Source organism: Vibrio taketomensis, assembly GCF_009938165.1.
Lineage (GTDB): Bacteria > Pseudomonadota > Gammaproteobacteria > Enterobacterales > Vibrionaceae > Vibrio > Vibrio taketomensis.
In genome coordinates, this window is the sequence record NZ_AP019650.1 from 732,226 (window position 1) to 754,907 (window position 22,682).

Consider the following 22,682-nt stretch of genomic DNA (forward strand, 5'->3'; position numbering starts at 1 on the left):
TAGTGCATACAAAACCAAATTAATCAACTGAAGTAAAAGAAGCCATTTTACGATTGAAGCGACAGACGCGACAACGTGACTATTTATAACTGCCGATAGCAGCATTAAAGATAATACACCTCCGATACAGAAGAAACTTGCGTCAGTTCTTATCCTTATCCCATTTAATATAAAATACACAAATAAGAATATAACCAAGGCAATCGAATATAAAGAAACTAAAGAAAATGGACCGATTAGCTTTGCATAGCTAGCATAATGAAAAGAAGCTAAAACAAATCGAACAAACACTACCCAAAATATTAAACGAGTTTCTTTCGAGCATCTAACTACGTACATCCACCGACATGCATATATACATATTATGAAAAGCACAATAACTTTAATCACTTCAAACATGTTGGTTGCTTAAAACTCTATCTTGAAGAATTTTACTAAACGACGAGTAAAATTTATCTTCTGTATAAAATTTCGCTCTTTCAGATGCTGCGTGAGAAAGAGTAGAATAAAGATCTTTCTTCACATCCAAATCTATCAAAGATCGTGAAATTGCCGCCTTATCTCCCGCGTTAAAGACTATCCCATACTCTGTCAGCTGATAAGTTCCAGTGTTAACTGAACCTTTAGGTTTTAGGATATCAATTGGTCCATCAGTCAGGGTCGCCATAGATGGTACACCCAACGACATTGACTCAACCATAGCGTTTGGAAAGCCTTCAAAATGTGACGTTAGAGCGAAACAATGCGCATTCTTCATGTAGGGATAAGGGTTCTTGATGAAGCCAAGAAACCTCACTTTGTGTTCAACTCCTCGTTGCTTAACTATCGTTTTCAAATTGTTAAGTTCAGGTCCATCTCCTAAAAACCAAAGCTCCCTTTCAATTCCAGAATCAGCATATGCTTCGATTAAATCATCAAAACCTTTAAGCTTAACTAAGCGGCCTATCGCAAGAATATAGCCTTTATCATCTATCGCTATTTCTTGTGATGCTTTTTATATCTTGTAAATTATAGAAATTATTCAACACGACCATTTTGTCGGGGTTTAAACTATAATTTTCGACTAAACAACTCCCTACTCCACTTGATACGCAAATCGTAACGTCGCCAGAGTTGAACACTAGTTTTATCAATTTCTTTTGATTTTGATATAAGATCTGTGAGTCTAGCGTTAGTATTCCCCGCTCACTCAATAAGGATTTATAGCCAAATAATTTTGAACCGATCGTGTTATACCAATTAGACCGAAATAGAAAGCTGAGTACAAAGTCAGGTTTAACTTTCCTTACTAAATTAATATAACGAAAAATTTGACCCAAAACACCCCAAGAATTTCCTAGGCGATGGATAACTACCGGTCGGGAATCCATACAATTCTTCTTGCTGATCTAAAATCACAACATCAAATTGATAGTTTTTCTCTGTATCTTTATCTACTAACTCCACTAGTTTAGCGAATACTTTTCAGCTCCTCCACCGGATAGCGAATTGATAACAAAAAGCCCCTTCATCATTTATCCAACCTGTATTTTTACGGATCGTCTCATTCATGCAGTGTCAAATAACAATAACTAAATTGGGAATGAAACTTCTTTTGCGCTACAAAATACACATTTTACTTACACAGTATCAAGCACTGAATCTGTTAATAAGTAGCCGTCTCATTTATGTGAATGAGAAATAGAGCACCAACACACATGAGTGATACTTGTCGCAATAAAATGAAATGAAAGAATGAGACCGATTTTTAGCTTAACTGACGTTCTACGTTAGTCATCCAAAAGTATCTTGATGATAGGCTATATCTAATACCAAATTGAATCTTTGAAAATGTCAATGACGATATTTTTATTGAAGAATGGGTTTGATAGAGCAAAAGAACCAGCATCAAAAGTCATCATTAGATAATGAAATTATACTATTTTAATCTGTATAAATGATAAGGTAAAACTATACTAACGAAGAGCATTTCTTATTTAAAATTAACTAGTTAGCATATGGGTATACGTTTATTTCTCCGCGGTACATAACTGAGAAGTAAACGGGATACAAACGATACAAAGATGAGACTGTTGGTTTAGGAAACTTAGGTTAAACAAATGGTTTCTTACCAAAATCTTACTGTTGCTATTGAAGCGCTGTTTAGGCAGCTAAGGGATGGGAAAATTTGGAGCGTACTGCGGGAATCGAACCCGCATCATCAGCTTGGAAGGCTGAGGTAATAGCCATTATACGAAGTACGCTTATCGGCAAGTCAGACACAATATGCCACATCTTTTGTAAAGAAAGCTTTTACCAAATAACCAATCACATGACCAACTTACGACCAATTTAGCGCTCTACTGACGAAAAACGCCAAACAATTTAGACATGTTAACTTTTAGTCTAGTAAAACTTCCTATGTTTATTGTTAGAGCCTTAATCGAAAAATTATCTAAGATTCCAAAATATAAGACAAATTTTCGTCAGACATTAGGTTTTCAACCTACTAATACTTTTAACTTTTGTACAATTTGGATACTAATTAATTATTCAAGGAATAGTAATGATTCTTCGTTTTGTGGCAGTGAGTCTTGCAAGCATCGCATTTGCAATTCCAAGTTATGCCGATGAGGCAATTACAGCTAATAACTTTGCATCTCTGTTAGGTAACACACCTACAGAACAAACAATCCAAACCGTATTTCAGTCAAATCCTGAACAGGTGTTAGACATTCTCTCTCTTTTGTTGGAATCCGAAGGTATCGATCAGCAATTTGTATTAACAGAGGCGCTAACTGCGGCACCAGAACAAGCTCAAGCGATCGCCCAAGTAGCTCGTGATGCTGGAGTAAGTAGCGAAACAATTACTACATCCGCTTTGCTGGCCGATGTGGATCCGACTGAGGTTGCAGAAGCAACTGCTGCTGGTCCAGCTTCTGCAATTGCACCACCAGCAGCCCCTGCAGTTGGCAGTAATGGCGGTGGTGGATTAGCCGTCGTCTCACCTAATTAATTATTACCGTATGTAAAAAGCGTAACCATGAAGTTTTATGAAAGGCTGGCGTATTCACTCTTTATACTATTAATTACTTGGCTTCCCGTGCCTTTGGGCAGTAACCGTGTATGGGCCTGGTCAATTTCTGAGATTTGGGTTGCCCTAATCTCGTTGCTAATTCTCATCGCTTATAAAGGTCAAATCCCCTTTCGACTTCTCAACCATTACAAATTGCTGGTTTATCCTATGTGCTTGTTCCAGGCATGGGTAACATTACAGTTAGTGCCGTTTCACTTCGAAATACTCTCATTCTTGTCACCTAATAGTGCACACATCTATCAACTCGCAGGTGCGAAATATGGCTATCTATCCATTGACTCCAGAATGACTCAGATTTCGTTAATCAAAGGTCTCAGCTATACGTTGCTAGTTATAAACGCAATTATTTTAGTTAACTCCAGTAAAAGACTTAAATGGCTGGCTCTTGCCATCATTTGTAGTGGCACATTTCAAGCATTTTATGCCTCTCTAATGGTGCTGTTGGAAATTCCAGAAAGTGCCTTCTTCAATTACCCGGAAGAAGGAATAGCGACTGGATCCTTTGTGTATAAAAATCATTTAGCTAACTATTTAATGATGTGTCTTTGCATAGGCTTAGGCTACATAGTCACCGAACTAAGATTAAGCCCATCTGGTAGTTGGAATCATCGATTACGTCGGATTCTCGAGGGGATACTGAGTGAAAAAATGTTGGTCAGACTATGTCTTATTATTATGGTGATCGCTCTGGTAATGACTCGTTCAAGAATGGGAAATACTGCTTTTTTCTTTGCTACCGCATTTGGAGGAATTCTGGCACTGCTCTACTACAAACAACGCCCTAAAGCACTTTCGATATTAGTTGCTAGCGTCCTCATTATTGACACAATCATTATTGGTACTTTATTTGGTCTAGAAAAAGTAAAACAACGGCTGGTAGAAACATCCCTAGGATTTGAATCGAGAGATCAGGTTGTCATGTGGGCGCTAGATATAGTGCGTGATTTCCCTTGGACAGGAACGGGCTTAGCTAGCTTTTATACCATATTCCCCATGTACTCGCACGGTGATATAGGTTTCTACGATCATGCACATAACGAATATATTCAATTTATGGTTGAAGTTGGTATCCCAGCTACAATCGTTTTAAGTGCCCTCGTGCTATTCGCCTTTTGGCGTAGTTTGCAAACGATTAGAGACCGAAACAGTCGAACTATGAAAGGGTTAGCACTTGGTTGCATCATGTCCATTACTGGTATGCTGGTTCATATGAGTGTTGACTTCACCTTACAACCGCCAGCAAATGCAATCACATTTATTTTGGTGCTATTTATCGCGCACGCATGTTTCATCTTACCTGCCACAGGTAGATTACCTATTAAGACCGTATCTGTTGTAAAGAATCAAACAACAGAGGAGCTATAAGATGGTTGAGAGAATCTTAATTGTTTGCACTGCCAATATATGTCGTTCTCCACTAGCTCAGGTTATCCTTGCGGATTTATTGCCTAACAAGCAAGTGCTTTCCGCTGGAGTGTTAGTCGAAGAGCTGGCGCTAAATAAGCAAGGTGCGGCGAATTATTGTGTGTCGCTTGCCAAGCGTAACGGATTTGATCTATCTCAACACCAAGCAAAACCGATCAGTAAAGAACTTATTGAAAACGCGGATTTAATTTTAGTGATGAACCATGAACAACTAGAAGTAGTTTCTAAACTTGCATTAGGCGCTCGGGCTAAGACACTCCTTTTTGGGCAATGGATCGGTCAAGGCGATATCCTCGACCCTTATGGCCAAGATTTTCTTTCATTTGAACGTTGTTATAGACACTCAAAAAGCAGCACATAGTTGGCAAAGAAGATTAGCCTAAGAATTACGCCAACAATCGCATTTTTCCACCTATTGCTGATTACACACCACCAACTTTATTTTGTTGAAAAACAACAGATTACATATACGCTGCTTACCATTCGAATAGTTCAACATCGTATTAAAGTTATCCTTATATCTCCAATTTTTCGCCAGTTTTAGAGCGTCACGCGAAGCGAATATCTTGGCTTCTAACGATTCATTTGGCCAATTTGAAAATACATGGTCGATAGTCTCAATCGTTACTAAAGAGTTTTGTGGCCCAAACAGCTGCGCTAAATTCAAATATTCATTCGCTTTCAAAATCTGATCATTTGATTTGTGTAGCCTAAAAAGCTCGATATAAGTCGGTGACCAAGTAGGCCGCAGATGAGTGCTTAAAATTAGCATCGATTCAATGTCATCAGGCTCGAATCGTTTGTAACCATGATACTGCAACCATTGTAACAACTTTGCATATGTATTTAATTCATGGGCAGTAACCAGAGGTGATGTTAAGTTAAGTTGACTAACCATACTAGTCACGACTTCGCTATCATACTCACCAACTTCGAGTACAGAAATCTGTCTTTCAACTGCACCAGTTTTAATCGCCTGAAGAGCCAATACCAAAATTCCAACGAGAACCAGCAAAATACGTAACATATCAACATTAAATAGTACTTTGCTTTCGAAGTTATTGATTTTGTAACTCTCTCTCCACTAACTACCCTGCTCTTAAAACGACAACAATTCCTATTACTATCACATCAACAGCAAAAGAGTTCTGTTGAAACTCTTAGCTTTGCGAGTAAGCATATTTTGCATACTCTGAATAATTATGAGCACCTTTTTTGGGGGCGTGCACCTGATTTAAAACAACACCGTCAATTGGAATTTGATGCCTAGCAAATAGTGTCATTGTATGTTTGTAAACTGATTTGGTGGTGCTGTTGGCTTTCAACACAAGCACTATACCTTGGGTTAAGCGACCAACTAAAAACGCATCTTTCACCGGCAGTATTGGCGGTGTATCGAATATAATTCGATCGTACTTACCTGATAGAGATAATATTAACTCTTCAAATGCCTGACTGCTCAGGATTTCCTGTGGGTTTGGCGACAGCATTCCCGCACTGAGCACATCTAAATTGCTATCTTCATAAGGAACAATGCAATCTTCACTCAGGGTATTCATCATCAAAATATTGGTCAACCCTGGATGAGAATTCGATATACCAAACCTTCCCGCGACTGAAGGCTTTCTTAGATCACAATCAATAAGTAATACTTTTTCCAACTTCGCGAAAGATAAAGCTAAGTTGACAGCGACTGTCGTTTTTCCCTCTTCAGGAACAGAAGATGATATGGCGACAAGTTTTCTGTTTTTGTTATAAAAGCTCAAATTTAGTGATGTACGAATCGAATCGAGCGACTCATGAAACACTGAAAATTTATCATTATGGAATACACTCGCATCGAGCGGACGTTTTTTATATGAGCGATCTTTAAGCAAAGGCACAGTTCCGGTAGGTAATAATCCTAGTTTATTTTCAAAATCACGAGCTGACTCAATGGTATTATTTAATGCATCCAAGCAAATGATCACCATCATGGCAAAGCCCATACTAGCGACAAATGCTAGCAATACGATTAATTTACGATTTGGTTTATTTGGTAACTCTGGCACCAAAGCATGGTCGCTAAATCTCGCATTGGTGGCACTAAAATCACTAGTTGCGGAAGTTTCTTTTTGTCGTGTTAAGAATAAGTCATACAGCTTAGCATTAGTGTCAACTTCACGTTTCAAAGCATCGTACTCTCGCTTCACAACACTGAGCGTTTGAAATTCTTCTTTTGTTGAGCATTTCTTGCCTCAACATAAACTCTGCTCTTTGCACTCGCCAACTCTTTTTCAATTCCATTAATTAATTTTTGAACCGTTTGCTGGGCTCTCATCTGGATTGATTTTAGTTGAGCATTGGCTTGAATCATCTTGTCATGTTTGGGACCATAACGTTTAGATAATTCACTCACTTCCTTCACCGCATCCGATTCCGCTTTACGAATATCACGAATTTGAGGATGGTTCGAAATTTGCGAAATTGAACCTAATGTTGACACATCAACATTTCTATTACTCTTTAACGCATTGTACAACGACTGTGTTTCTATACGTCTATTAGTCGCTTCCGTAATTCTATCGGTTAAGTTGGCTAGCTCTGAACTGGTCAACGCTACTATACCACTGTCATCAATCAATTCTTGCTGACGTAAAAAGTCGAGCAACGCTTGCTCTGAATTATCTAACTGCTGTTTCAAGGTAGCCAAGCGAGTATTGATCCAACCCGTCGCTTGCTCGGTGGCTTGTAATTTCGACTCTAAGTTGTTTTCTATAAACGCCAAACCTACTTCATTTGCAATCTTTGCGGCTAATATCGGGTCTTCTGACTCAAAAGAAATTCTTACTAATTGTGTTTTACGAATCGGCGTGATGGTTAATTTCGATCTAAATGATTTTAGTACAGCTCTGTTTATTGCATCTTCGTCAAAAACCTCACTGCGTTGCTCGCCGTTAGATGATATAAAATAGGATGCAAGTGTTGGGTTAGAGAGGATCTTGGATTTTATCTGAACAATGAAACTGGTTTTGGGGGCAACCAGTTCAGGATTGAATTCTGGATATTGTTGTAGGTTAAGCTTATTTATTACCCTTTGTGCCACTTGATTAGACTTCAAGATTTCAAACTGTGTTAAATAATACTCTTTTGCACTTGTATCAAATCCTACTACTTCTTCGATTGAAATCGCTTTTTTCTCCGAAGATTCAATTAGCAAAGTGGCAGTTGCCTTATACGTAGGAGTTATCGATAACGCTATTAATACCGATATTGCAGTACATAACAAGGTAAATAATGCAACTGATAACCAACGCATTTTAATTAGATGCCAATAATATCCAACGTCGATGATTTTTCTCTTTCTTGGATATTACCTTGAAGATTATTAGACATATTAAGTTCCAACTTCCAAATCTATTCTTCAGCCTTAAAAAAAGCTTTGTTCAATGACAATGATATCGCCAGGCAAGACCTTCTCTGATAACTTGACCTTGTTTTTATTATCATCTGACCCATTTTGTGCAATGTAAACTTTGCTACGAGAAGCTCGATCAGTAAAACCACCAGCTAACGCTATCGCTTTGTCTACTGTCAACCCAGGCTGATATTCATAACCCCCCGGTTTTTTTACTTCGCCATTCACATAAACATTTCTAAATTCAACCACACTGACTCTGACCTTTGGAGATATAATATAATCTCCCAATAAGCCCTGGGTAATCTCGGCTTTCAGTTGTTCCGGTGTTTTGTTTAATGCACTCAACTCTCCAAGGTATGGGTATTCAAATTTTCCGCTACTATTTATGTTGAGTGAATCGATCGACAACTCTTTCTCCCCATATACTGAGATTTGAATTGTGTCTCCAGCACCGATAACGTACGTATCTTCAAATGCTAGTGATCTACAAGAGAACAGTAGAAAAACAAGAAAACGTGAAAATATTTATTAGTTTTAACATCTCTAACCTCAGTAATCTCTTTAAAAATCAGCTCAACAGATAAATACCAAACATTTTGATCATACGTATTGGTCTTAATTGAAGAATCGTTATTTTCGTTTCTCCATCCAGCTGATATATCGGCTAAATCTCTCAATTCATAACCTAGGGCAAACGCAGATTTTACTAAGTCATCATCACGTTCGCTTTCTGAATAATCATCTTGAGAGACAGTAAGGGACAAATAGCTGTATAGGTTTGTTAACCAAAAATGTTTCCAACTACCATCAAAACTGGTTTGATCAATGTAGTTCGAGCCTTGGCTAGGTTCTATAGCATCCTGACTTGCAGATAGCGTAAAGGTTGAGTAATTGAGTGGTTTCCAGTTGACTTCTACATTCCAACTAAATCCGTCAAAGTTGGGTTTATTAGTGTCTTCATAGGATTTATTCTGTAAACCAAAACGCAATTTACCATCTGTTTTACCCGAAACATCCCATTTAGCACCAAGATAATAATAGCTATTAATATTATCCTGAGATTCTCCAGTTATAGGGGCATTGAGCTCAAAATCTCGCCTTGCTACATCGTATTCAATTAATAACTGCGTATGAGGTAACGCTTGAAAATAAAAGGCAACTCCACCACCTACCTCATCATAATCTTTGTATTTGGTACTAATTGAACCAAATCCATCGACTGTAACATTACGATAGTTTTATACTTTTATTCTCATAACGAATATTAGATTCAATCCTGCCTTTCGATCCTTCTGAACCATAAACGTAAGTAGCATTAATGTTGTGCAATCCATATTTTGCTGGTCCGTCAGCTAAAATCGAAATGTCATCGCCCGCCAGAATTCCGGTGCCTCGCTCTTCATGCAAAGCAAGGTAACTGTAGTTCAAACCAATCCCATTCCGCCGATTGACTTGTATAAAATTGTTCGTCGTAAATCGGTGATCAATAAAATTATCTTCGGAACTATCAAAGTACGTTCCTGAAGATAGTTGGTAAGCAATTTGATACTGGTTGCCATTTCGATCCGATGACAAGACAACGCCGGGAGCAATTATCATGACCGTAGAAGACTCTGGGTTTTCTGCATCAGAGAATCGTCCTATATTGTCTACATGCTCAAAATCCGTTTTAAAAAGTGGGACAATCTTTATCCCGGAGTTAGTGAAATAGCCAAGACTATCTTGAGAAAAGGCACTAAAAGCTGTTGAACAAGCACAAATAATGAGCAAGCCTTTATTCACATTATGCATTATTAATCCTTTATCAGATGCAATCATCCTATGATAAACATCCACTACACCCGTTATGCTTTCATTGCTGAGCCATTTAATAGCAGTTAGCAATTGAAATTCAGAGATGTAGTATCCATTTTTTCTTCGCGTAATAACTAAAATAAAAGCAATATCTAGACCAGTCTCAATTATAAGAAGATTGTGCACTGCAGTAATTTTTTATTAATTCGTCAACACTGAATTAAACTGAATTGGACAATATAATAAAGAAGTGTTGCCACATTATTCATTGAAATCATCAATACAATAAAACGAATAATGGTTAGAGCCATTATACAGGTAGCAGACATACGCTTAGGTCAGCGAGAATACCTTGGTTGGTAAACAAGATTACGATTTGGCTGCCATGCATACAACCCCAGTGATTGGACAAATGCCTCTAAACCAAATCCAATAATAATTCAGTTTTGGCCAAAGAAGAAGCTCTCACCTCACAACGCAACCACTGATAGCACTCCATCTTCGTTATCTAAGACCAATGCTATTGCAAACGTGTTACTTGCTGCATCAATGATAGGGTCAATGACTTTCACCGTGCCTTGATGGATTTGGTCCGACCTAAAGCGGTGACATTGAATGTATCACCTTTTTGATGGTGCCATAAAGTTCCGCTGGTAAAACAATTTCCGCATGCATTGGATTGAGCGTTGCAATGCGTAAAAGGCGTTTCATCAACAAACTCACCAGGATCTTTGTAGCGTTGTATAACCACACCTTCGATTGGGCTCTTGGTTTCTCGAAGTCCAAGACGAACACGAGCCTCTTTTAATTGAAAAGCAGCTAAACGTACTTCCGTCATCATTTCATCTTGTTCGATATCAGAAATAAGATTTTTCTTAAACAAATCTGTGTTTCGTTCGACTTTACGCGTTGCAAACTCAACCTTGCCTTAACGGTATTCACAGCAGCAGCTTCGAGCTAGACTCCAATACCATCACTGTTTGACCTTTTTACTCGGTCACCGCGTTGTACATCGATATTCTTTATAACCCTTGAACTTCACTACTTAACTCAACATCAAAGCTTGGCTCAAGTAAGCAGCTTAATGGAGCCAAAGGCAATAAGTTCGGTTTATCTTGAGCCAAAACCATTTGTGAATTGGTGATTGCGCTAACCGCAATCGACATCCATGTTAAATACTTCATCATCGCGATTACATCCTATGATCTGAAAAGACAACAATTCCTGTTGTTGTTCATCCTGTTTTAATAGTTGTTTTCGTTGAGCTTCTTGCGTTCGCTCAGCCTCTCTCTGACAACATTTTATACCTTTCAACAATAATGTATTTTTAACTTCCAGGGTAGCCTTAAATGATAAATCATTGTTAACAATCTTTTGATTTTGGGGTAATTATTGGCTCTTCAAGTGATAAAACATACTCCACGCTGCCTTTATCGCCTTGACGAGCACAGCGTCCTGCCAACTGTCTATCAACCCGTGAAGTGTCGTGGACGCCGGTAATGATCACGTGCAGTCCGCCCAAAATCTCAACTTCATTTGGCAGCTTATATCTGTTCCCCTTCCCGCCATGCTGGTCGCGATTGTGATACAACCCAACTGACCAGCTCGGGCAATCACTTCTGCTTCATGCTTATCTTGGCGAGCATTCAATACTTGATGCGTAATCTTCAGTTGATCGAGCAAAGCGCTCAGTGTTTCTGATGAATACAATGATTGAGTACCAATCAAAATAGGGCGTCGACTACCACCTTGGACGCTATAAATCCGTTCAACTACTTTTTGCCATTTTGTTGTTCATCTTGCTACACTCTCGCCCAGTGTAATACGTTGCGATTTTTATTAGTCGGTACATCAACGACAGGTAAACCATATACGCGCCAAATTCGTGTTTAACTTCATTTGCGGTACCCGTCATACCAGAAAGGCAGTAATAATGACGAAAAAGTTTTGAAAACTCACACTCGCTAGCGTCACTCTCAGGTCACTCAACTCGCAGCCTTCTTTTATCTCTATTAATTGATGAAGTCCTTTTTGCCAACTGCGTTCGGGCATACGACGTCCTGTATGCTCATCAATAATGACTACCTTGTCTTCATCAATTAGATATTCTCTGTCGCGACGAAATAAATAATGCGCACTTAATGCCTGCTTAACCAACTCAATACGTCTCACTCGTGCGCGCCATAGCGCCCATTCACACTCAACCTCGCAATCGATTCTTCACCTACTGAGGTTAATTCAACCGTTCGAGACTTTTCATTCACCATATAGTCTCGCTCTCGCTCTAACTGCAACATGATGGTATAAGCTTGTTGATACATTTTACTCTGTTCTGGCTGAGGCTTCGCATCTCCCGAAATAATTAGTGGCGTACTCGCCTCATCCATAAACACTCCATCGGCTTCGTCTACTACCGCAAAATGTAACCCTCGCAACATCAGTTGGTTCGGTGCTTGGCTGCGATGTGAATGAATCCCTCTCATTGCGTGTCGTTGTAAGGCATGATTGTTACCGATGAGCTGAATCCGGTCTTTCAAAAATCAAACGCTAGTTCATTGTTGGTACAGTAAGTAATATCACATGCATACTGTGCTTTGCGTTGACCAACCTGCAAGCCTTCAATAATCACACCTACAGACAACCCCAAACGTTGATACACCGGCGTCATTAATTCAGCATCACGCTGAGTCAAATAATTATTGACCGTAACAACATGGGTAGGAATACCTGCCAGCGCTGCTGTTGCTACTGGTAGCGTCGCGGTTAACGTCTTGCCCTCGCCAGTGTGCATTTGGGCAACCGTGCCATGCAAAATGGCCAGTCCACCAAGAATTTGGCTATCAAATTGCCACATTCAAGCTCACGCCCAGAGACTTCCCGTATCAATGCAAATGACCTAATGATTCTCCCAACACTTAAACCTTGCTGATGCATTTGCTTGCGAAGAGCGTAAATTGCTATATCAAGTTCTTCATCACTTAACCGACGAAGATGACGATCGTATCGTTTCACCCCCAGAGTATCGGTCGATAGAACCACACCGAAGATCGAATAGGTCTCGAAAAGTATGCCGTGATTGTTCGCCACCAACGTACCATTAAGCTTTGCTTTATCGGTGCCTTTGCGGACGTTCCAAACAAGAAACAGGGCGTCTAATTGGATAGTTAAACATCAAACTGCCTCAAGAACACTCGCCGAATACTTCTATACCATCTATACGCTAACGGTTCTGCTGGATGTTCAAACAAAACATGCGCGCGCTCATCAAAACGAAACTTATCAATATTTGCAGCATCAACTTCGACTTGGAAATAGCCATGATAACTTTGCAAGCCCGTAAGTGAACTAGGATCTAACGCAATGAGGCCGCCGCCATCGGTGGCCAAAATTACCTGGGCAATGGTGTGTAGGCGCAGGAACTTGGCGCAGGATTTTGGACTCATAAGAATGGTGCGGATTTGAAACCAACTTTATGCTGACCGATTGAGTATTATTCCGCACATTCTCTATATCGTTTTCTGCCACCAGCACAGTTAATGGTAGCTTTGCATAATCCAGAACATACGCGATAACGTCTCCTCGATGATAAAACTGACCAAGGTTATCTCGGCCTTGCGGTAATATAAATTCTCCATCATTTGGGCTGATAACTCTCATCTGCTTGAGCCTTGCTTGGATCTCTTGATATTGAAGGGCTAGATATTTCATCTCATGCAAAAGTATCTCTGATTCACTGCGATTTTCCACACTCGCCTTATAGCGAATTCGAGCTTCATTTAATTGTGCCGCAAACAATTTTGCTTGCGCCTCAATTCTGGATCTCGCAATTGAATAATGCCCTGCCCTCAGTAACTTGACTACCGGGGTGACGCTCAATTCAGTGATAAACCCGCTAGTTTGAGCTCGAACATAGGAATCTTGAGGAATATACAGCACTCCTTGCGAATAAGTTTTATATGGAGCCGGAAAAAAAGTAGCATCATTGCCATCAAAGCACCGCTAACGAACTGATGGTGTAAATTCGTTGTTTCTTTGCGCTCATTACTACATCGTTCATAGGCTTAACCATCATCTTTAATAACGGCAGCAATAAACTGGTCCAAATCGACCAAATCGCTAGTATTGCCCCAATAAATAGATACTTCGTCGCAACAAATAGCGAAATCGCGATCATTACAAACATTCGATAGCAATACGCCGCGACGGCATAATTTGCCAACCAAGCCGACTCTGACACGCTATGGGCGCTCGAACGCGCTTGCGACAAGCGAAGACATAACGCTTAATCAAATAACCAACCTGGGCATTCCCTCGCGAAGCAAGATTGGGGATTTCAAATAGTCCGCTAACACATAGTAAGCATCAAAGCGCAACAAAGGATTTCCATTAAAGAGTACTGTCGACACGCCTCAATCAACATCACGTTATAGGCAATGGCGCGTACAACGCCAGTTCAACCATCACCCATACGATCATCGCTATGGCCGCCATAAACAGCTCACCTAACACCCACTGCACCAACCATCATGCGTTGATATTTACTTAGAAACGAAGAAGCCGCTGAGGCATCAACATAAGGAACAGGGATAAATATTAGCAACATCACCCCATTTCATGCACTTCACCACCCATCGCTTAACCGCGTAACCATGCCCTAGTTCATGCACCAGTTTTACTATTGGGTAAGCTAACGCCATTAAAATCAAATTCTCAACCGCGAGCATGATCACTCAAGTTCTGAGTTAAACTCGTCCAATGGGTGGCAGCCATAACCATGCCCAGAGCGACAACAATAAACCATATCACCGCACCAAATTTCGAGAGACAATTCTCGCCACCCATTGCGTCGCGGACAAAAACCTTCAGGATCGAGGAGCGGAATTCTTATACTTAATGGTGACTTAAGCTGCTGAAGCCACTTTCTACGTTGCTCGCTTTCACGTCGTTGTTGCAATATGGCTATATCTGGTAACACATCGGTTTGAATAACATTGGCTTGGTTTAACTGACCAACCAATTGAATCACTTCATCTTGCGTCGGCAAATCATCTTCAAATCGTTCACAAACAATATCCCAAATTTGCTGTAGCGTTCGATCTCCATCCATTAAACCAATCAGAAAATAAGCGATGCGTGAAGCGTTGAAATTGGCCATAATATGGTCCTGCAACACATACCAAACCTCTCCTCGATAGGTGTGCCGATGGATATCGGCATGTTTGCGTAAACGAACTTTATGTCTGCTATTCGATACCAATTTTGACTAAATAGGGACTGAGACATGGGTAACTATCACCCCACCATGACCAATATTGGATACGTAACCAATCAACCAACTCTCTAGTCCAAATTGAAATAGTAAGCCGCTTATCAATTGAAACCTTTGCAACCCTTCCATACCTGGGCGTAACTGGGCCTGAGTCTCTTCGCCCTTCATCAAAGTTGTGCTTCGGCGATAAAGTAAGTTTCACCTTCTTTAGCCTCAACGATGGGTGTCACCTTGGTTACTTCAAAGTCAAAACCATACTCAGGTAATGCGGAAGGTGCAATGTCCCAAGCTGACCTATGTTCAAATCAGCTATACGATTCTCTGGAATCTGTAATCGAATACGAAAGCTGTTCAAAGGCGCAACCTCAAATAACAGTTCACCTTTACACGGCACTACCAAGACGTTGATTTAAATCACCACTCACCACAACACCTGCGAACGGTGCGACAATGCTGCCTCGCACGATTTGACTGTTGACCAACTCCAACTGCGCATCAACCTGTTCTTGCTGCGCGTTAATAATGTTGATTTTGGCTCGATCACGAATCGCAATAGCTTCTTGATATTGTTTATTTAACTTGCTTTGTTCACTCAACCATTTAAGTTTTTCTAAACGTAGATCTTTATCGTCCATCGTCAGCAGTAACTGGGACTCAGTGACGATATCACCAGCTCGAACTAAAGCCTCACCAATGCAGCCATCGTAGGTGTTACTAATGCCCGCTGTACGCCACTCTCAATTTGAGCTTTAGCGGCGAGTCGATAATGGCTAGTCACCGTCGAAGCAAGATAAACCGCAGTTACTATCGAAAGCACCCTAATTTACGACCAAGATAATTAGGTCCGAATAATCGCTTTAGTTGTTCAATGAACGAATCTGATGTTTTCTGCAACCACCAACGATCATTAAGCCGTTTTTCTTCGATTGCCGGTAGAACCAAACAGGCTAGGCTTTGACAAACTTCTGCCTCTGAGAAAGAAACCACCCTTTCGGGCTTGCCTTCAAGCACTAAGCAACCATACAACTTGCTATCAAAAATAATGGAATCGAAACCACTGCGATATCGCCAAACTGTGTCGACAACTCTTTATGCGCTCGATCTATGTAACATTGCGCCGCATCTCTGTGAGGAAAGCAAATAATCTGTCCCCGATCTAAACACTCATCCATTACAGTCTCTATTAGACGTACATGGTTCATTTTCTTACCGAACTGAGCGCTATGAGACAGGTGCTGTAATTGACAGCGATGTTTCTTATACGCACCAAAACTGACACGATCACAATTAAGCAGCACTGCTAACTCGGTAACTAGACGCATAGCCGCCGCACCATAAGTCTGTTCAGAGTACGCGCGAGCACATCAATTTTGTCTGCATTGGCCTGCTGTGAGATATGCAGTTGCTTTAACCGTTGTTGATATTCGACGACTTCAAGTCCAGCACAACTGAACTCTATGCTCGCTAGTGCCTGAGTAAGCTCGCTTTGACTACTCACTTCCAACGCCAATGCGACCACGGCCAAACGCTGCTGATCACTATCAAATACAGGATAAATAATGCCAAATGCTTGAGCGTCTTGTTCCGGATAATCAAGTGCTGCAACTTGAGGTTGAGTTACGTTCAGATTTGTTAAAACTAATTGGTTTAGAGCTTGATAACTCTTCGCTTGATTCTGGTAGTCGGCGGTAGGGATTAAATCATTATCAATAGGAAGTAAGATGAGTGCAGAGTTTAAGCTAGGAATGAGCGATTTTTGTTTAAGCAACCACCTTTGATAATAACTACTAGAAGCATGATCTGGCAGTATTGAACCAGGCTCCTGTTCACCGTTTGCGGAAAATGCCAACTGCTCATCAGTTGTACCGACTTGCTGCGTCATATCTTACATCCCTTTACTTACTACCTCAACCTAGGCAGTTCGCTTACCCTCCTGGTAAGCGAACTCACTCAATAATGGTCAAGAAAACCAAAGTGATAACAATTAAAATAACGTTATTTAACAACAATGTCTAGCAAGGTTAGCCTTTCGGCTAACCTAAATGCTCATCATCGCTATCATACTTTTATCTCGCATTACCACCCATGCCCCAATCCTGCGATGGCTGCCTCAATATCGATATCGCTATCTCCTTGGCTTGCCGCCTCCTCTTCTAGCACTTCACAAACCTTGGATTCCTCAGTGCACTCTTGCTCAGATTCTTGTTGCTGCTCTGATGGTGTTTGACCAGATTCCGAAGTATTCGCATCCTCTACTGCAGGGGTTTGCCTGCGATTGATCCACCACGTCGCTTACATCTTGACTCTGTTCAGCTTCATTGTCATCTACTCCGTTTTCAGATGGCAAGGGTCGGCTGGAAGGTTCTCAAACCCTGCTGCTGTTGGCTCTGTTGGGATAATAAAGTCAGCACCTTGCGCTCCACCACTCGATGCATTGGCGATAAACAAGTGACAAGTTGTCAAACGCTTGTCGTGCATCAGAAGTAAATGCAGTAGTAACAGCAGTGCGACTGCGTGCGGCTTCTCCTAAATTGGATTTAGCATGAACCTGTTTGGCATATCCGCTGAACAAGTTGGTTTGCGCTTGGCGAATTAAATCCAGCCCGCCTTGAGCCAAAGAAATGATCGATGTTGCACTACTTATTGAGTCACTCTCAACAAAGGTGAAACGACCATAGTCTCCTAGCAACACATCTTCACTAAAGTTAGCAAAGAAGAAATCGTTACCATACTGACCTTGCATACGGTCAAGCCCTGCGCCACCTGAGAGCGTATCATTTCCACCTACAAATAGGTCGACCGCTTCAAATACAAAGATATTGCCTGAACGAGTTAACAATGAACCATCACCGCCAAGAATATCATCACCAGATTGCCCATAGATAACATCACTTCATAACCACCGAAAATGACGTCTCGGTTCGAACCACCTATCAGCGTATCATTACCACCTAAGTTGGTATTTCCGGTACGAACTTGTGTAACGACCACTACTATCGCTGAGTATATAGCCATCATCACCTACAATGACGGTTTCACCAGCAAAGTTGGTTACAACATCACTACCAACACCTGCAATGACTTGGTCACTGCCTGCCCCACTCGAAATAACATCGCTACCGCCAGTGGTATTTGATATATCGGTGCTAAACATCAAACGGCGCGCGCCATCAAGAAAATTGATTTGTCCGTTGTCACCGACAATAGTGTCGTCACCGACCCCGTCGTGATAGTGTCAGAACCGCCCCACCAAGAATGGTATTGTTCCCACCCGCAATGAATATTGCATCACTGTTGCCTTGGCCTAAATTCGTAGTACGCGCACTAGTAATAACTTGTTGCTGGTCAAACAAAATTTGGCCATTATCACCAATAACTATGTTATTACCTTCACCAATTGAAATGTTATCGCTGCCAAAACCACCCAGTACTACACTATTTCCCGCACCAAGCGTTATATTATCCGAACCACCTACATTCGCATCATTGGTTACCGATTGAGTTAACAATGCATTTGCGTTGTAAGTAAGTGTACCGTTATCGGCAATAATATGGTTATCACCTGAGCTCGACTCGAGGATATCGCTGCCTAAGCCAGCAATAATGCGGTCATTCCCCGCCCAGAAGTGATCGTGTTATCCCCTGCAGTTGAAGCCACTGTATCAGTGCCCATCAAACTACGCGCTATACCATCAACAAAATTAATTTCACCATTATCGGCGACAATCCAATCATCGTTATCACCGCTAATGATTGCATCGTTACCGATACCCGCAAGTACGAAATTCAGTCCATCGCCTGCATTAATGTTGTCATGGTTACCTTGTTCGTAGAAGGTCGTCGCAACACGAGTAACAACGCCCGCATCATCGAAGCTAATTTCACCGTTATCACCAACGATGTAATCAGTACCACTGCCCGTTTGTACCCTATCTTGACCATCACCAGCCAAAATTACGTTGTCTCCTTGCACTAGTGAAACTCGATCATCACCACCTAAATTTGCATCAGTGGTTACCGCACTCACCAAAATGCCTGCGGCGTTATAGTGCAACGAACCGTAGTCAGCAATGATATGCGAACTACCACTATCTGAAGTAATAACATCATTTCCTAAGCCGGCGATGATGCGATCATTACCACTTGTGGGTGAATCGTATCATTACCAAACGCATGTTGCTCGCCACTAACGCTCTCAATCACCGTTTCGGTACTGCGCAATTCAACCGTACCAAAATCACCCAGCACCCAGTCATTACCTGCTCCAGAATTGATAACGTCGTTACCCGCACCTGCAATAATGATATCGCTTCCCTCGTTACCATAAATTGTATCAACGTCTCCAATATTGGTATCCTGGCTAAACGCAGCAGTTACTACACCTGTCACTAAGGTCACACTACCGATATCACCGAAGATGACATCATCATCACTTGCATCAGAGGTAGTACGCACTGCGTTATTACCGCCATAAATATCATCTTGACCTGCACCCGCTAGGATCAAATCATTATTGTTCCCACCCAATACAGTATCATTGCCACCAAGTGCAAAACTTTGGTTGGTCACTTCAACCACATCGTTCCAATCCGTTGAAAGATGCGATTTACATCTGCACGTTGTTCAATGTTGCCAAAATCAGCGATCACAATATCATCACCACTACCGGCATTAATTTCGTCATGACCGAAGATTAATTGATCAGATGTCTCTAGATTATCGGATTGAGTATCAGCGATATTCACCACAGTTAAGATTTGCTGATTCAATTTGGTGGTTAAATCAATACGCGTTGAAGAATCGATGTTAAATCCAGCATCACCATAAAGGTGGTCATTGCCTCCACGGCCATTGATAACATCGTCACCAGAGCCGCCAGCAATATGATCGCCATGTTCACTACCCGTAATTGTGTCATTACCGGCGCCACCGTAAAGAACCACAGAACCATTAGCGCCAGCAGCATTAAGCGTATCATTGCCAGGATTGCTAAATTCTCTTGCTTTGTCGGTTTTCCAATGATGTCGCATCAAAAGACCAACCATCTTGACCAGTATCGCCAAATAGAACCAACGCACTGCTTGCATCACTGCCCGTTACTGATAGTGAATCATTACCGCCCCACCATGCACCACGGTTAATGAGTTGGCGGCGGTATTGGTTACTGTAACATCATCATTGCCTTGACCTAGGAATAGCTCGACCACTTCAACGTTACCGTACTCGATTCCAACTTCCATACCCAAACCGGTAACAGTGGTATCAGACAACACGCCGCTATCATCGGTAATGCTGCCATCGTTAAAGATATTAACCACGTCAGTTAGCTCCGTTTCGTTAATCTCAATATTAACGATTGGTAGCTCACTATCCGTTTCACTAGGCAAAGTAACCGAGCCAGCTAATGCTCGAGATTTGCCATCTGGCACGCCACCATCAATAATCAGTTTGCCTTGAATACCGCTCAGCGTATGTGATTGCAGTGGCGGATTTTGAACTGGTTGCCCCTCTTGTTGTTGATAATCGGGATTCACCGACAAGGTAATCGTAATTGGCTGATCCCAATTATCTGCGTCGAAGGTAACGGTATTGTATTGTGCGTTAAAGCGCGCATCACCACTGGCAAAGAGAGTTTGCCCATCATTCAGCAGATTTATCACCACTGGTGCGGTTGGCGCTTTACTTAAGACTAACGAATAATCATCGGTTTGATTGTCACTGACTAGCGTTGTTCCGTTGGTTTGAGTAACGATCACCGAGCCACTGTCGTTGTCCGTTACTGAAACGATTTGTTCAATACCACTCACTGTATTGTAATCGGACTCAACTACATTACTTGACGCGGTAAAGTTGATATTACCTTGATAAAAATTTTCACATCAGCGTCATCAATCGCCTCTACCGTCAAGACCTTAGCCTTATCCCAGTTTGAGGCATCAAAGCTAAAGCGAGTTTGGCTAAATTTAAGTTGCGCAGCCTGAGCGTTACTCAGCAACCGACACGTCAACCGTCACGATTTCACCTACCGCGGGCTGAGTAGCTAATCGGACCGTATATTCTGTGCTTATGTCACCTTCTGCAATTGCATTACTGCCACTTGCTAACGATAATATCGGCTTGGTCATTGTCAAATACCGTGACTTCGACATTAGCAATATCCAAACCATCAAAATCAGGATTTTCACTACGGACACTATGGCTAATGACGTAGTCACGCGTCCCTTCAGCTCCTGGATCATCTATCGCTTTAACATAAATTGTTGTGCTATCACTCCAGTTTGAGCCTGTTTCGTAACTCACAACCAAAGACTCGTAGAAGTTCACGTTGTCAGTTGAGACCAAAATACTTGCCGCTGTGCCCGATGTACTGTCCTTATCGCTACTTGACGCTCGCGCTGCAGACACTGTCACATATGCGATAGTTGCAACATTGGGTTCATCCACACTTAACGACAATTGATAGTTATCAATGGTGCCATCTTCATCAATCAATAACGACTGATCGCTCACTGCTACCGCGCCGTTCTCTTTGCTCGCAACATTAAGAGAAACGCCATCAACAAAGATGCCGTTATACGATTCATCTTCACTAAATACACTATGATTGATAAAGCTACTGCGGCCCTCTACCGAGTACGATACGATCTCTTCGGTTACATCACTCGCGATATTAAAGACATCAGCCCCTAAACCACCAATAATGGTCGTTTCGACATCCGCATTGGTGCTTAAAATAAAGAAGGTATCATCACCCTCAAGACCATCAAGTTCTGCGTACTCCACCCCTGATAACCCACATTCAGACCAGCACCAAAATGCCATCTTCGGTGACCATAAAGTTATCGTCGCCTTCAGTACCTAGCACCACGACCTTATCGTTACCGGCTCCACCATCAATATTAAGCGCTGCATTGATACTGTATTCAATCGTATCTGCGCCGTCCCCGCCAAACAGTTCAACATCAACACTATTGTTGGTTAAGCCACTATCTTTGAGCAAAATGCACGCACGACAAAATTATCGTCACCATCTTCACCATAAAGCTTCGTGACCGCCTTGTTCGAATATACTTTGATGCTATCGCTGCCATCGCCGCCATAAATAACCATTGGCAAACTATTACCTTGGCAAAAGCCCAATGTAGTTTCGGTTGTTTCGATATCATCACCGTCGGCGACGGTGCCGAGCGCAGCTTTACGATCACTGCCGTAGAGTTGGCCTACTTGGAAGCTATCATTACCAGCTCCACCATCTAACGTAACAATCGCACTTGTATCATCGCTATAGAAGCTATCTTCACCAGCAAGACCATTAATAGTTAAGCGAGCATTGATGTTGCCATCGTAATTAACTCTTTCTACTTGTTGTTCATAGCCATCACTACTATCTTGATGCAGCGCCGCAACAAAATTCGCGCGGATTAAGAAAGTGTCATTCAAACTCGAGCCATTAATCGTGAGTTTATCAGCACCATCATCAGGCGCTCCGCTATCACTCACATCAATCACATAGTCAGCATTATTCCCAGTGCGATGGATAGCATAACTATCGGTGCCACCTTGTCCATCCAGTACAAACGCATCACTGCGAGTATGAAGTTGGTTAACCGTAATCAAGTCATCACCGCGACCCATTTCAACCTTGATATCACCAAGCAAGCTCGTGGCAGAAAATTCAACGTCATCATTGCCGGCCCCATCTCAATATTAATGCTTTG

General features: G+C 41.5%; 32 protein-coding genes, 1 tRNA gene and 1 pseudogene. 3 read left to right on the plus strand and 31 right to left on the minus strand.

What is annotated here, in order from left to right; translation table 11 throughout:
- Positions 1 to 391: 391 nt before the first annotated feature.
- From Vt282_RS17020 to Vt282_RS17025, 3 genes are all read right to left on the minus strand, one after another.
- Positions 392 to 979 (minus strand): glycosyltransferase, encoded by a 588-nt coding sequence (locus Vt282_RS17020; RefSeq protein WP_162064551.1) that lies wholly within the window; start codon positions 977 to 979, stop codon positions 392 to 394.
- Complete coding sequence (locus Vt282_RS21825; RefSeq protein ID WP_415663452.1) at positions 966 to 1,370, minus strand: glycosyltransferase; 405 nt, start codon at positions 1,368 to 1,370, stop codon at positions 966 to 968. Before Vt282_RS21825 ends, Vt282_RS17020 begins: the two co-directional genes overlap by 14 nt.
- Before the next feature lie 798 nt (positions 1,371 to 2,168).
- A tRNA-Gly gene (locus Vt282_RS17025) sits at positions 2,169 to 2,243 on the minus strand.
- 302 nt (positions 2,244 to 2,545) lie between these two features.
- On the opposite strand from Vt282_RS17025, the gene Vt282_RS17030 reads away from it, so the two are divergent.
- From Vt282_RS17030 to Vt282_RS17040, 3 genes are read left to right on the plus strand one after another with little or no spacing between them, the layout of a single operon-like run.
- On the plus strand, positions 2,546 to 2,995 hold the full coding sequence (locus tag Vt282_RS17030; RefSeq protein ID WP_162064158.1) for a hypothetical protein: 450 nt from the start codon (positions 2,546 to 2,548) through the stop codon (positions 2,993 to 2,995).
- A 27-nt stretch (positions 2,996 to 3,022) separates the two neighbouring features.
- Positions 3,023 to 4,441, plus strand: coding sequence for an O-antigen ligase family protein (locus Vt282_RS17035; RefSeq protein ID WP_162064159.1), 1,419 nt, complete (start codon positions 3,023 to 3,025; stop codon positions 4,439 to 4,441).
- Position 4,442: 1 nt separating this feature from the next.
- Positions 4,443 to 4,862, plus strand: a complete 420-nt coding sequence (locus tag Vt282_RS17040) for an arsenate reductase/protein-tyrosine-phosphatase family protein (RefSeq protein ID WP_162064160.1) — start codon at positions 4,443 to 4,445, stop codon at positions 4,860 to 4,862.
- Positions 4,863 to 4,913: 51 nt separating this feature from the next.
- Here the strand turns inward: Vt282_RS17040 and Vt282_RS17045 are convergent, their stop codons facing one another.
- The 28 genes and pseudogenes from Vt282_RS17045 to Vt282_RS17145 all read right to left on the minus strand — a co-directional run bounded on the left by Vt282_RS17045 (position 4,914) and on the right by Vt282_RS17145 (position 22,599).
- Positions 4,914 to 5,528, minus strand: a complete 615-nt coding sequence (locus Vt282_RS17045; RefSeq protein WP_162064161.1) for a hypothetical protein — start codon at positions 5,526 to 5,528, stop codon at positions 4,914 to 4,916.
- 133 nt (positions 5,529 to 5,661) lie between these two features.
- Complete coding sequence (locus Vt282_RS20860) at positions 5,662 to 6,672, minus strand: polysaccharide biosynthesis tyrosine autokinase (RefSeq protein ID WP_232055176.1); 1,011 nt, start codon at positions 6,670 to 6,672, stop codon at positions 5,662 to 5,664.
- A 17-nt stretch (positions 6,673 to 6,689) separates the two neighbouring features.
- Positions 6,690 to 7,799: a GumC family protein gene (locus tag Vt282_RS20865; protein WP_232055177.1), complete on the minus strand. Its 1,110-nt coding sequence runs from the start codon at positions 7,797 to 7,799 to the stop codon at positions 6,690 to 6,692.
- Between the two features lie 111 nt (positions 7,800 to 7,910).
- Positions 7,911 to 8,426, minus strand: a complete 516-nt coding sequence (locus Vt282_RS17055) for a polysaccharide biosynthesis/export family protein (protein WP_162064552.1) — start codon at positions 8,424 to 8,426, stop codon at positions 7,911 to 7,913.
- Positions 8,378 to 9,103, minus strand: a complete 726-nt coding sequence (locus tag Vt282_RS17060) for an outer membrane beta-barrel protein (RefSeq protein WP_162064553.1) — start codon at positions 9,101 to 9,103, stop codon at positions 8,378 to 8,380. Before Vt282_RS17060 ends, Vt282_RS17055 begins: the two co-directional genes overlap by 49 nt.
- 25 nt (positions 9,104 to 9,128) lie before the next feature.
- Positions 9,129 to 9,881 (minus strand): hypothetical protein, encoded by a 753-nt coding sequence (locus Vt282_RS17065; RefSeq protein ID WP_162064162.1) that lies wholly within the window; start codon positions 9,879 to 9,881, stop codon positions 9,129 to 9,131.
- Positions 9,882 to 10,263: 382 nt separating this feature from the next.
- Complete coding sequence (locus Vt282_RS20870; RefSeq protein ID WP_232055179.1) at positions 10,264 to 10,578, minus strand: hypothetical protein; 315 nt, start codon at positions 10,576 to 10,578, stop codon at positions 10,264 to 10,266.
- 139 nt (positions 10,579 to 10,717) lie between these two features.
- Positions 10,718 to 10,882: a hypothetical protein gene (locus Vt282_RS20875; RefSeq protein WP_232055180.1), complete on the minus strand. Its 165-nt coding sequence runs from the start codon at positions 10,880 to 10,882 to the stop codon at positions 10,718 to 10,720.
- Between the two features lie 176 nt (positions 10,883 to 11,058).
- Positions 11,059 to 11,459, minus strand: a pseudogene (locus tag Vt282_RS21525) (preprotein translocase subunit SecA).
- Positions 11,460 to 11,606: 147 nt separating this feature from the next.
- A complete protein-coding gene (locus tag Vt282_RS21330) occupies positions 11,607 to 11,867 on the minus strand; it encodes a preprotein translocase subunit SecA (RefSeq protein ID WP_197740093.1) in 261 nt (86 codons plus the stop codon).
- Positions 11,864 to 12,178 (minus strand): preprotein translocase subunit SecA, encoded by a 315-nt coding sequence (locus Vt282_RS21335; RefSeq protein ID WP_197740094.1) that lies wholly within the window; start codon positions 12,176 to 12,178, stop codon positions 11,864 to 11,866. Before Vt282_RS21335 ends, Vt282_RS21330 begins: the two co-directional genes overlap by 4 nt.
- Positions 12,179 to 12,228: 50 nt before the next feature.
- On the minus strand, positions 12,229 to 12,549 hold the full coding sequence (locus Vt282_RS21340) for a hypothetical protein (RefSeq protein WP_197740095.1): 321 nt from the start codon (positions 12,547 to 12,549) through the stop codon (positions 12,229 to 12,231).
- Between the two features lie 491 nt (positions 12,550 to 13,040).
- The gene (locus Vt282_RS20885; protein ID WP_232055181.1) at positions 13,041 to 13,490 is read right to left on the minus strand and encodes an HlyD family secretion protein; all 450 of its coding nucleotides are present in this window, start codon (positions 13,488 to 13,490) and stop codon (positions 13,041 to 13,043) included.
- Positions 13,491 to 13,683: 193 nt separating this feature from the next.
- On the minus strand, positions 13,684 to 13,932 hold the full coding sequence (locus tag Vt282_RS20890; RefSeq protein WP_232055182.1) for a hypothetical protein: 249 nt from the start codon (positions 13,930 to 13,932) through the stop codon (positions 13,684 to 13,686).
- Between the two features lie 489 nt (positions 13,933 to 14,421).
- On the minus strand, positions 14,422 to 14,850 hold the full coding sequence (locus Vt282_RS20895) for a PqqD family protein (protein ID WP_232055183.1): 429 nt from the start codon (positions 14,848 to 14,850) through the stop codon (positions 14,422 to 14,424).
- A gap of 497 nt (positions 14,851 to 15,347) precedes the next feature.
- Positions 15,348 to 15,599, minus strand: coding sequence for a hypothetical protein (locus tag Vt282_RS20900; RefSeq protein WP_232055184.1), 252 nt, complete (start codon positions 15,597 to 15,599; stop codon positions 15,348 to 15,350).
- 375 nt (positions 15,600 to 15,974) lie between these two features.
- Positions 15,975 to 16,286, minus strand: a complete 312-nt coding sequence (locus Vt282_RS20905) for a GAF domain-containing protein (protein ID WP_232055185.1) — start codon at positions 16,284 to 16,286, stop codon at positions 15,975 to 15,977.
- The gene (locus Vt282_RS20910) at positions 16,277 to 16,846 is read right to left on the minus strand and encodes a hypothetical protein (protein ID WP_232055186.1); all 570 of its coding nucleotides are present in this window, start codon (positions 16,844 to 16,846) and stop codon (positions 16,277 to 16,279) included. Before Vt282_RS20910 ends, Vt282_RS20905 begins: the two co-directional genes overlap by 10 nt.
- Before the next feature lie 522 nt (positions 16,847 to 17,368).
- Positions 17,369 to 17,803, minus strand: coding sequence for a hypothetical protein (locus Vt282_RS17090; protein ID WP_162064163.1), 435 nt, complete (start codon positions 17,801 to 17,803; stop codon positions 17,369 to 17,371).
- Positions 17,804 to 17,908: 105 nt separating this feature from the next.
- Entirely contained in the window at positions 17,909 to 18,121 is a 213-nt protein-coding gene (locus Vt282_RS17095; protein ID WP_162064164.1) for a hypothetical protein, read from the minus strand.
- A 55-nt stretch (positions 18,122 to 18,176) separates the two neighbouring features.
- Positions 18,177 to 18,473 carry a hypothetical protein gene (locus Vt282_RS17100; protein ID WP_162064165.1) on the minus strand — a complete coding sequence of 99 codons (297 nt, stop codon included), beginning with the start codon at positions 18,471 to 18,473 and terminating at the stop codon, positions 18,177 to 18,179.
- An 80-nt stretch (positions 18,474 to 18,553) separates the two neighbouring features.
- On the minus strand, positions 18,554 to 19,093 hold the full coding sequence (locus Vt282_RS17110; RefSeq protein WP_415663470.1) for a hypothetical protein: 540 nt from the start codon (positions 19,091 to 19,093) through the stop codon (positions 18,554 to 18,556).
- A complete protein-coding gene (locus Vt282_RS17120) occupies positions 19,078 to 19,533 on the minus strand; it encodes a calcium-binding protein (RefSeq protein ID WP_162064167.1) in 456 nt (151 codons plus the stop codon). The genes Vt282_RS17110 and Vt282_RS17120 overlap by 16 nt, the downstream gene beginning before the upstream one ends.
- Positions 19,530 to 20,051 (minus strand): calcium-binding protein, encoded by a 522-nt coding sequence (locus tag Vt282_RS17125; RefSeq protein WP_197740118.1) that lies wholly within the window; start codon positions 20,049 to 20,051, stop codon positions 19,530 to 19,532. Before Vt282_RS17125 ends, Vt282_RS17120 begins: the two co-directional genes overlap by 4 nt.
- 9 nt (positions 20,052 to 20,060) lie before the next feature.
- Positions 20,061 to 20,771 (minus strand): hypothetical protein, encoded by a 711-nt coding sequence (locus tag Vt282_RS17130; RefSeq protein WP_162064169.1) that lies wholly within the window; start codon positions 20,769 to 20,771, stop codon positions 20,061 to 20,063.
- Between the two features lie 280 nt (positions 20,772 to 21,051).
- Positions 21,052 to 21,786, minus strand: a complete 735-nt coding sequence (locus Vt282_RS17135) for a hypothetical protein (protein WP_162064170.1) — start codon at positions 21,784 to 21,786, stop codon at positions 21,052 to 21,054.
- Positions 21,764 to 21,964, minus strand: a complete 201-nt coding sequence (locus Vt282_RS17140; RefSeq protein WP_162064171.1) for a hypothetical protein — start codon at positions 21,962 to 21,964, stop codon at positions 21,764 to 21,766. The genes Vt282_RS17135 and Vt282_RS17140 overlap by 23 nt, the downstream gene beginning before the upstream one ends.
- A complete protein-coding gene (locus Vt282_RS17145; RefSeq protein WP_162064172.1) occupies positions 21,943 to 22,599 on the minus strand; it encodes a hypothetical protein in 657 nt (218 codons plus the stop codon). The genes Vt282_RS17140 and Vt282_RS17145 overlap by 22 nt, the downstream gene beginning before the upstream one ends.
- Positions 22,600 to 22,682: the final 83 nt, after the last annotated feature.

What these genes read in the sequence shown, in the direction of transcription:
- Vt282_RS21825 (WP_415663452.1), bottom strand. Translation starts at nt 1,370, where the DNA reads ATGGATTCCCGACCGGTAGTTATCCATCGCCTAGGAAATTCTTGGGGT.
- Vt282_RS17030 (WP_162064158.1), top strand. Translation starts at nt 2,546, where the DNA reads ATGATTCTTCGTTTTGTGGCAGTGAGTCTTGCAAGCATCGCATTTGCA.
- Vt282_RS17035 (WP_162064159.1), top strand. Translation starts at nt 3,023, where the DNA reads ATGAAGTTTTATGAAAGGCTGGCGTATTCACTCTTTATACTATTAATT.
- Vt282_RS17040 (WP_162064160.1), top strand. Translation starts at nt 4,443, where the DNA reads ATGGTTGAGAGAATCTTAATTGTTTGCACTGCCAATATATGTCGTTCT.
- Vt282_RS17045 (WP_162064161.1), bottom strand. Translation starts at nt 5,528, where the DNA reads ATGTTACGTATTTTGCTGGTTCTCGTTGGAATTTTGGTATTGGCTCTT.
- Vt282_RS20865 (WP_232055177.1), bottom strand. Translation starts at nt 7,799, where the DNA reads ATGCGTTGGTTATCAGTTGCATTATTTACCTTGTTATGTACTGCAATA.
- Vt282_RS20875 (WP_232055180.1), bottom strand. Translation starts at nt 10,882, where the DNA reads ATGATGAAGTATTTAACATGGATGTCGATTGCGGTTAGCGCAATCACC.
- Vt282_RS21335 (WP_197740094.1), bottom strand. Translation starts at nt 12,178, where the DNA reads ATGAGAGGGATTCATTCACATCGCAGCCAAGCACCGAACCAACTGATG.
- Vt282_RS21340 (WP_197740095.1), bottom strand. Translation starts at nt 12,549, where the DNA reads ATGTGGCAATTTGATAGCCAAATTCTTGGTGGACTGGCCATTTTGCAT.
- Vt282_RS20895 (WP_232055183.1), bottom strand. Translation starts at nt 14,850, where the DNA reads ATGGCCAATTTCAACGCTTCACGCATCGCTTATTTTCTGATTGGTTTA.
- Vt282_RS20900 (WP_232055184.1), bottom strand. Translation starts at nt 15,599, where the DNA reads ATGGACGATAAAGATCTACGTTTAGAAAAACTTAAATGGTTGAGTGAA.
- Vt282_RS20905 (WP_232055185.1), bottom strand. Translation starts at nt 16,286, where the DNA reads ATGCGTCTAGTTACCGAGTTAGCAGTGCTGCTTAATTGTGATCGTGTC.
- Vt282_RS20910 (WP_232055186.1), bottom strand. Translation starts at nt 16,846, where the DNA reads ATGACGCAGCAAGTCGGTACAACTGATGAGCAGTTGGCATTTTCCGCA.
- Vt282_RS17125 (WP_197740118.1), bottom strand. Translation starts at nt 20,051, where the DNA reads ATGCAAGCAGTGCGTTGGTTCTATTTGGCGATACTGGTCAAGATGGTT.
- Vt282_RS17135 (WP_162064170.1), bottom strand. Translation starts at nt 21,786, where the DNA reads ATGGCATTTTGGTGCTGGTCTGAATGTGGGTTATCAGGGGTGGAGTAC.
- Vt282_RS17145 (WP_162064172.1), bottom strand. Translation starts at nt 22,599, where the DNA reads ATGGGTCGCGGTGATGACTTGATTACGGTTAACCAACTTCATACTCGC.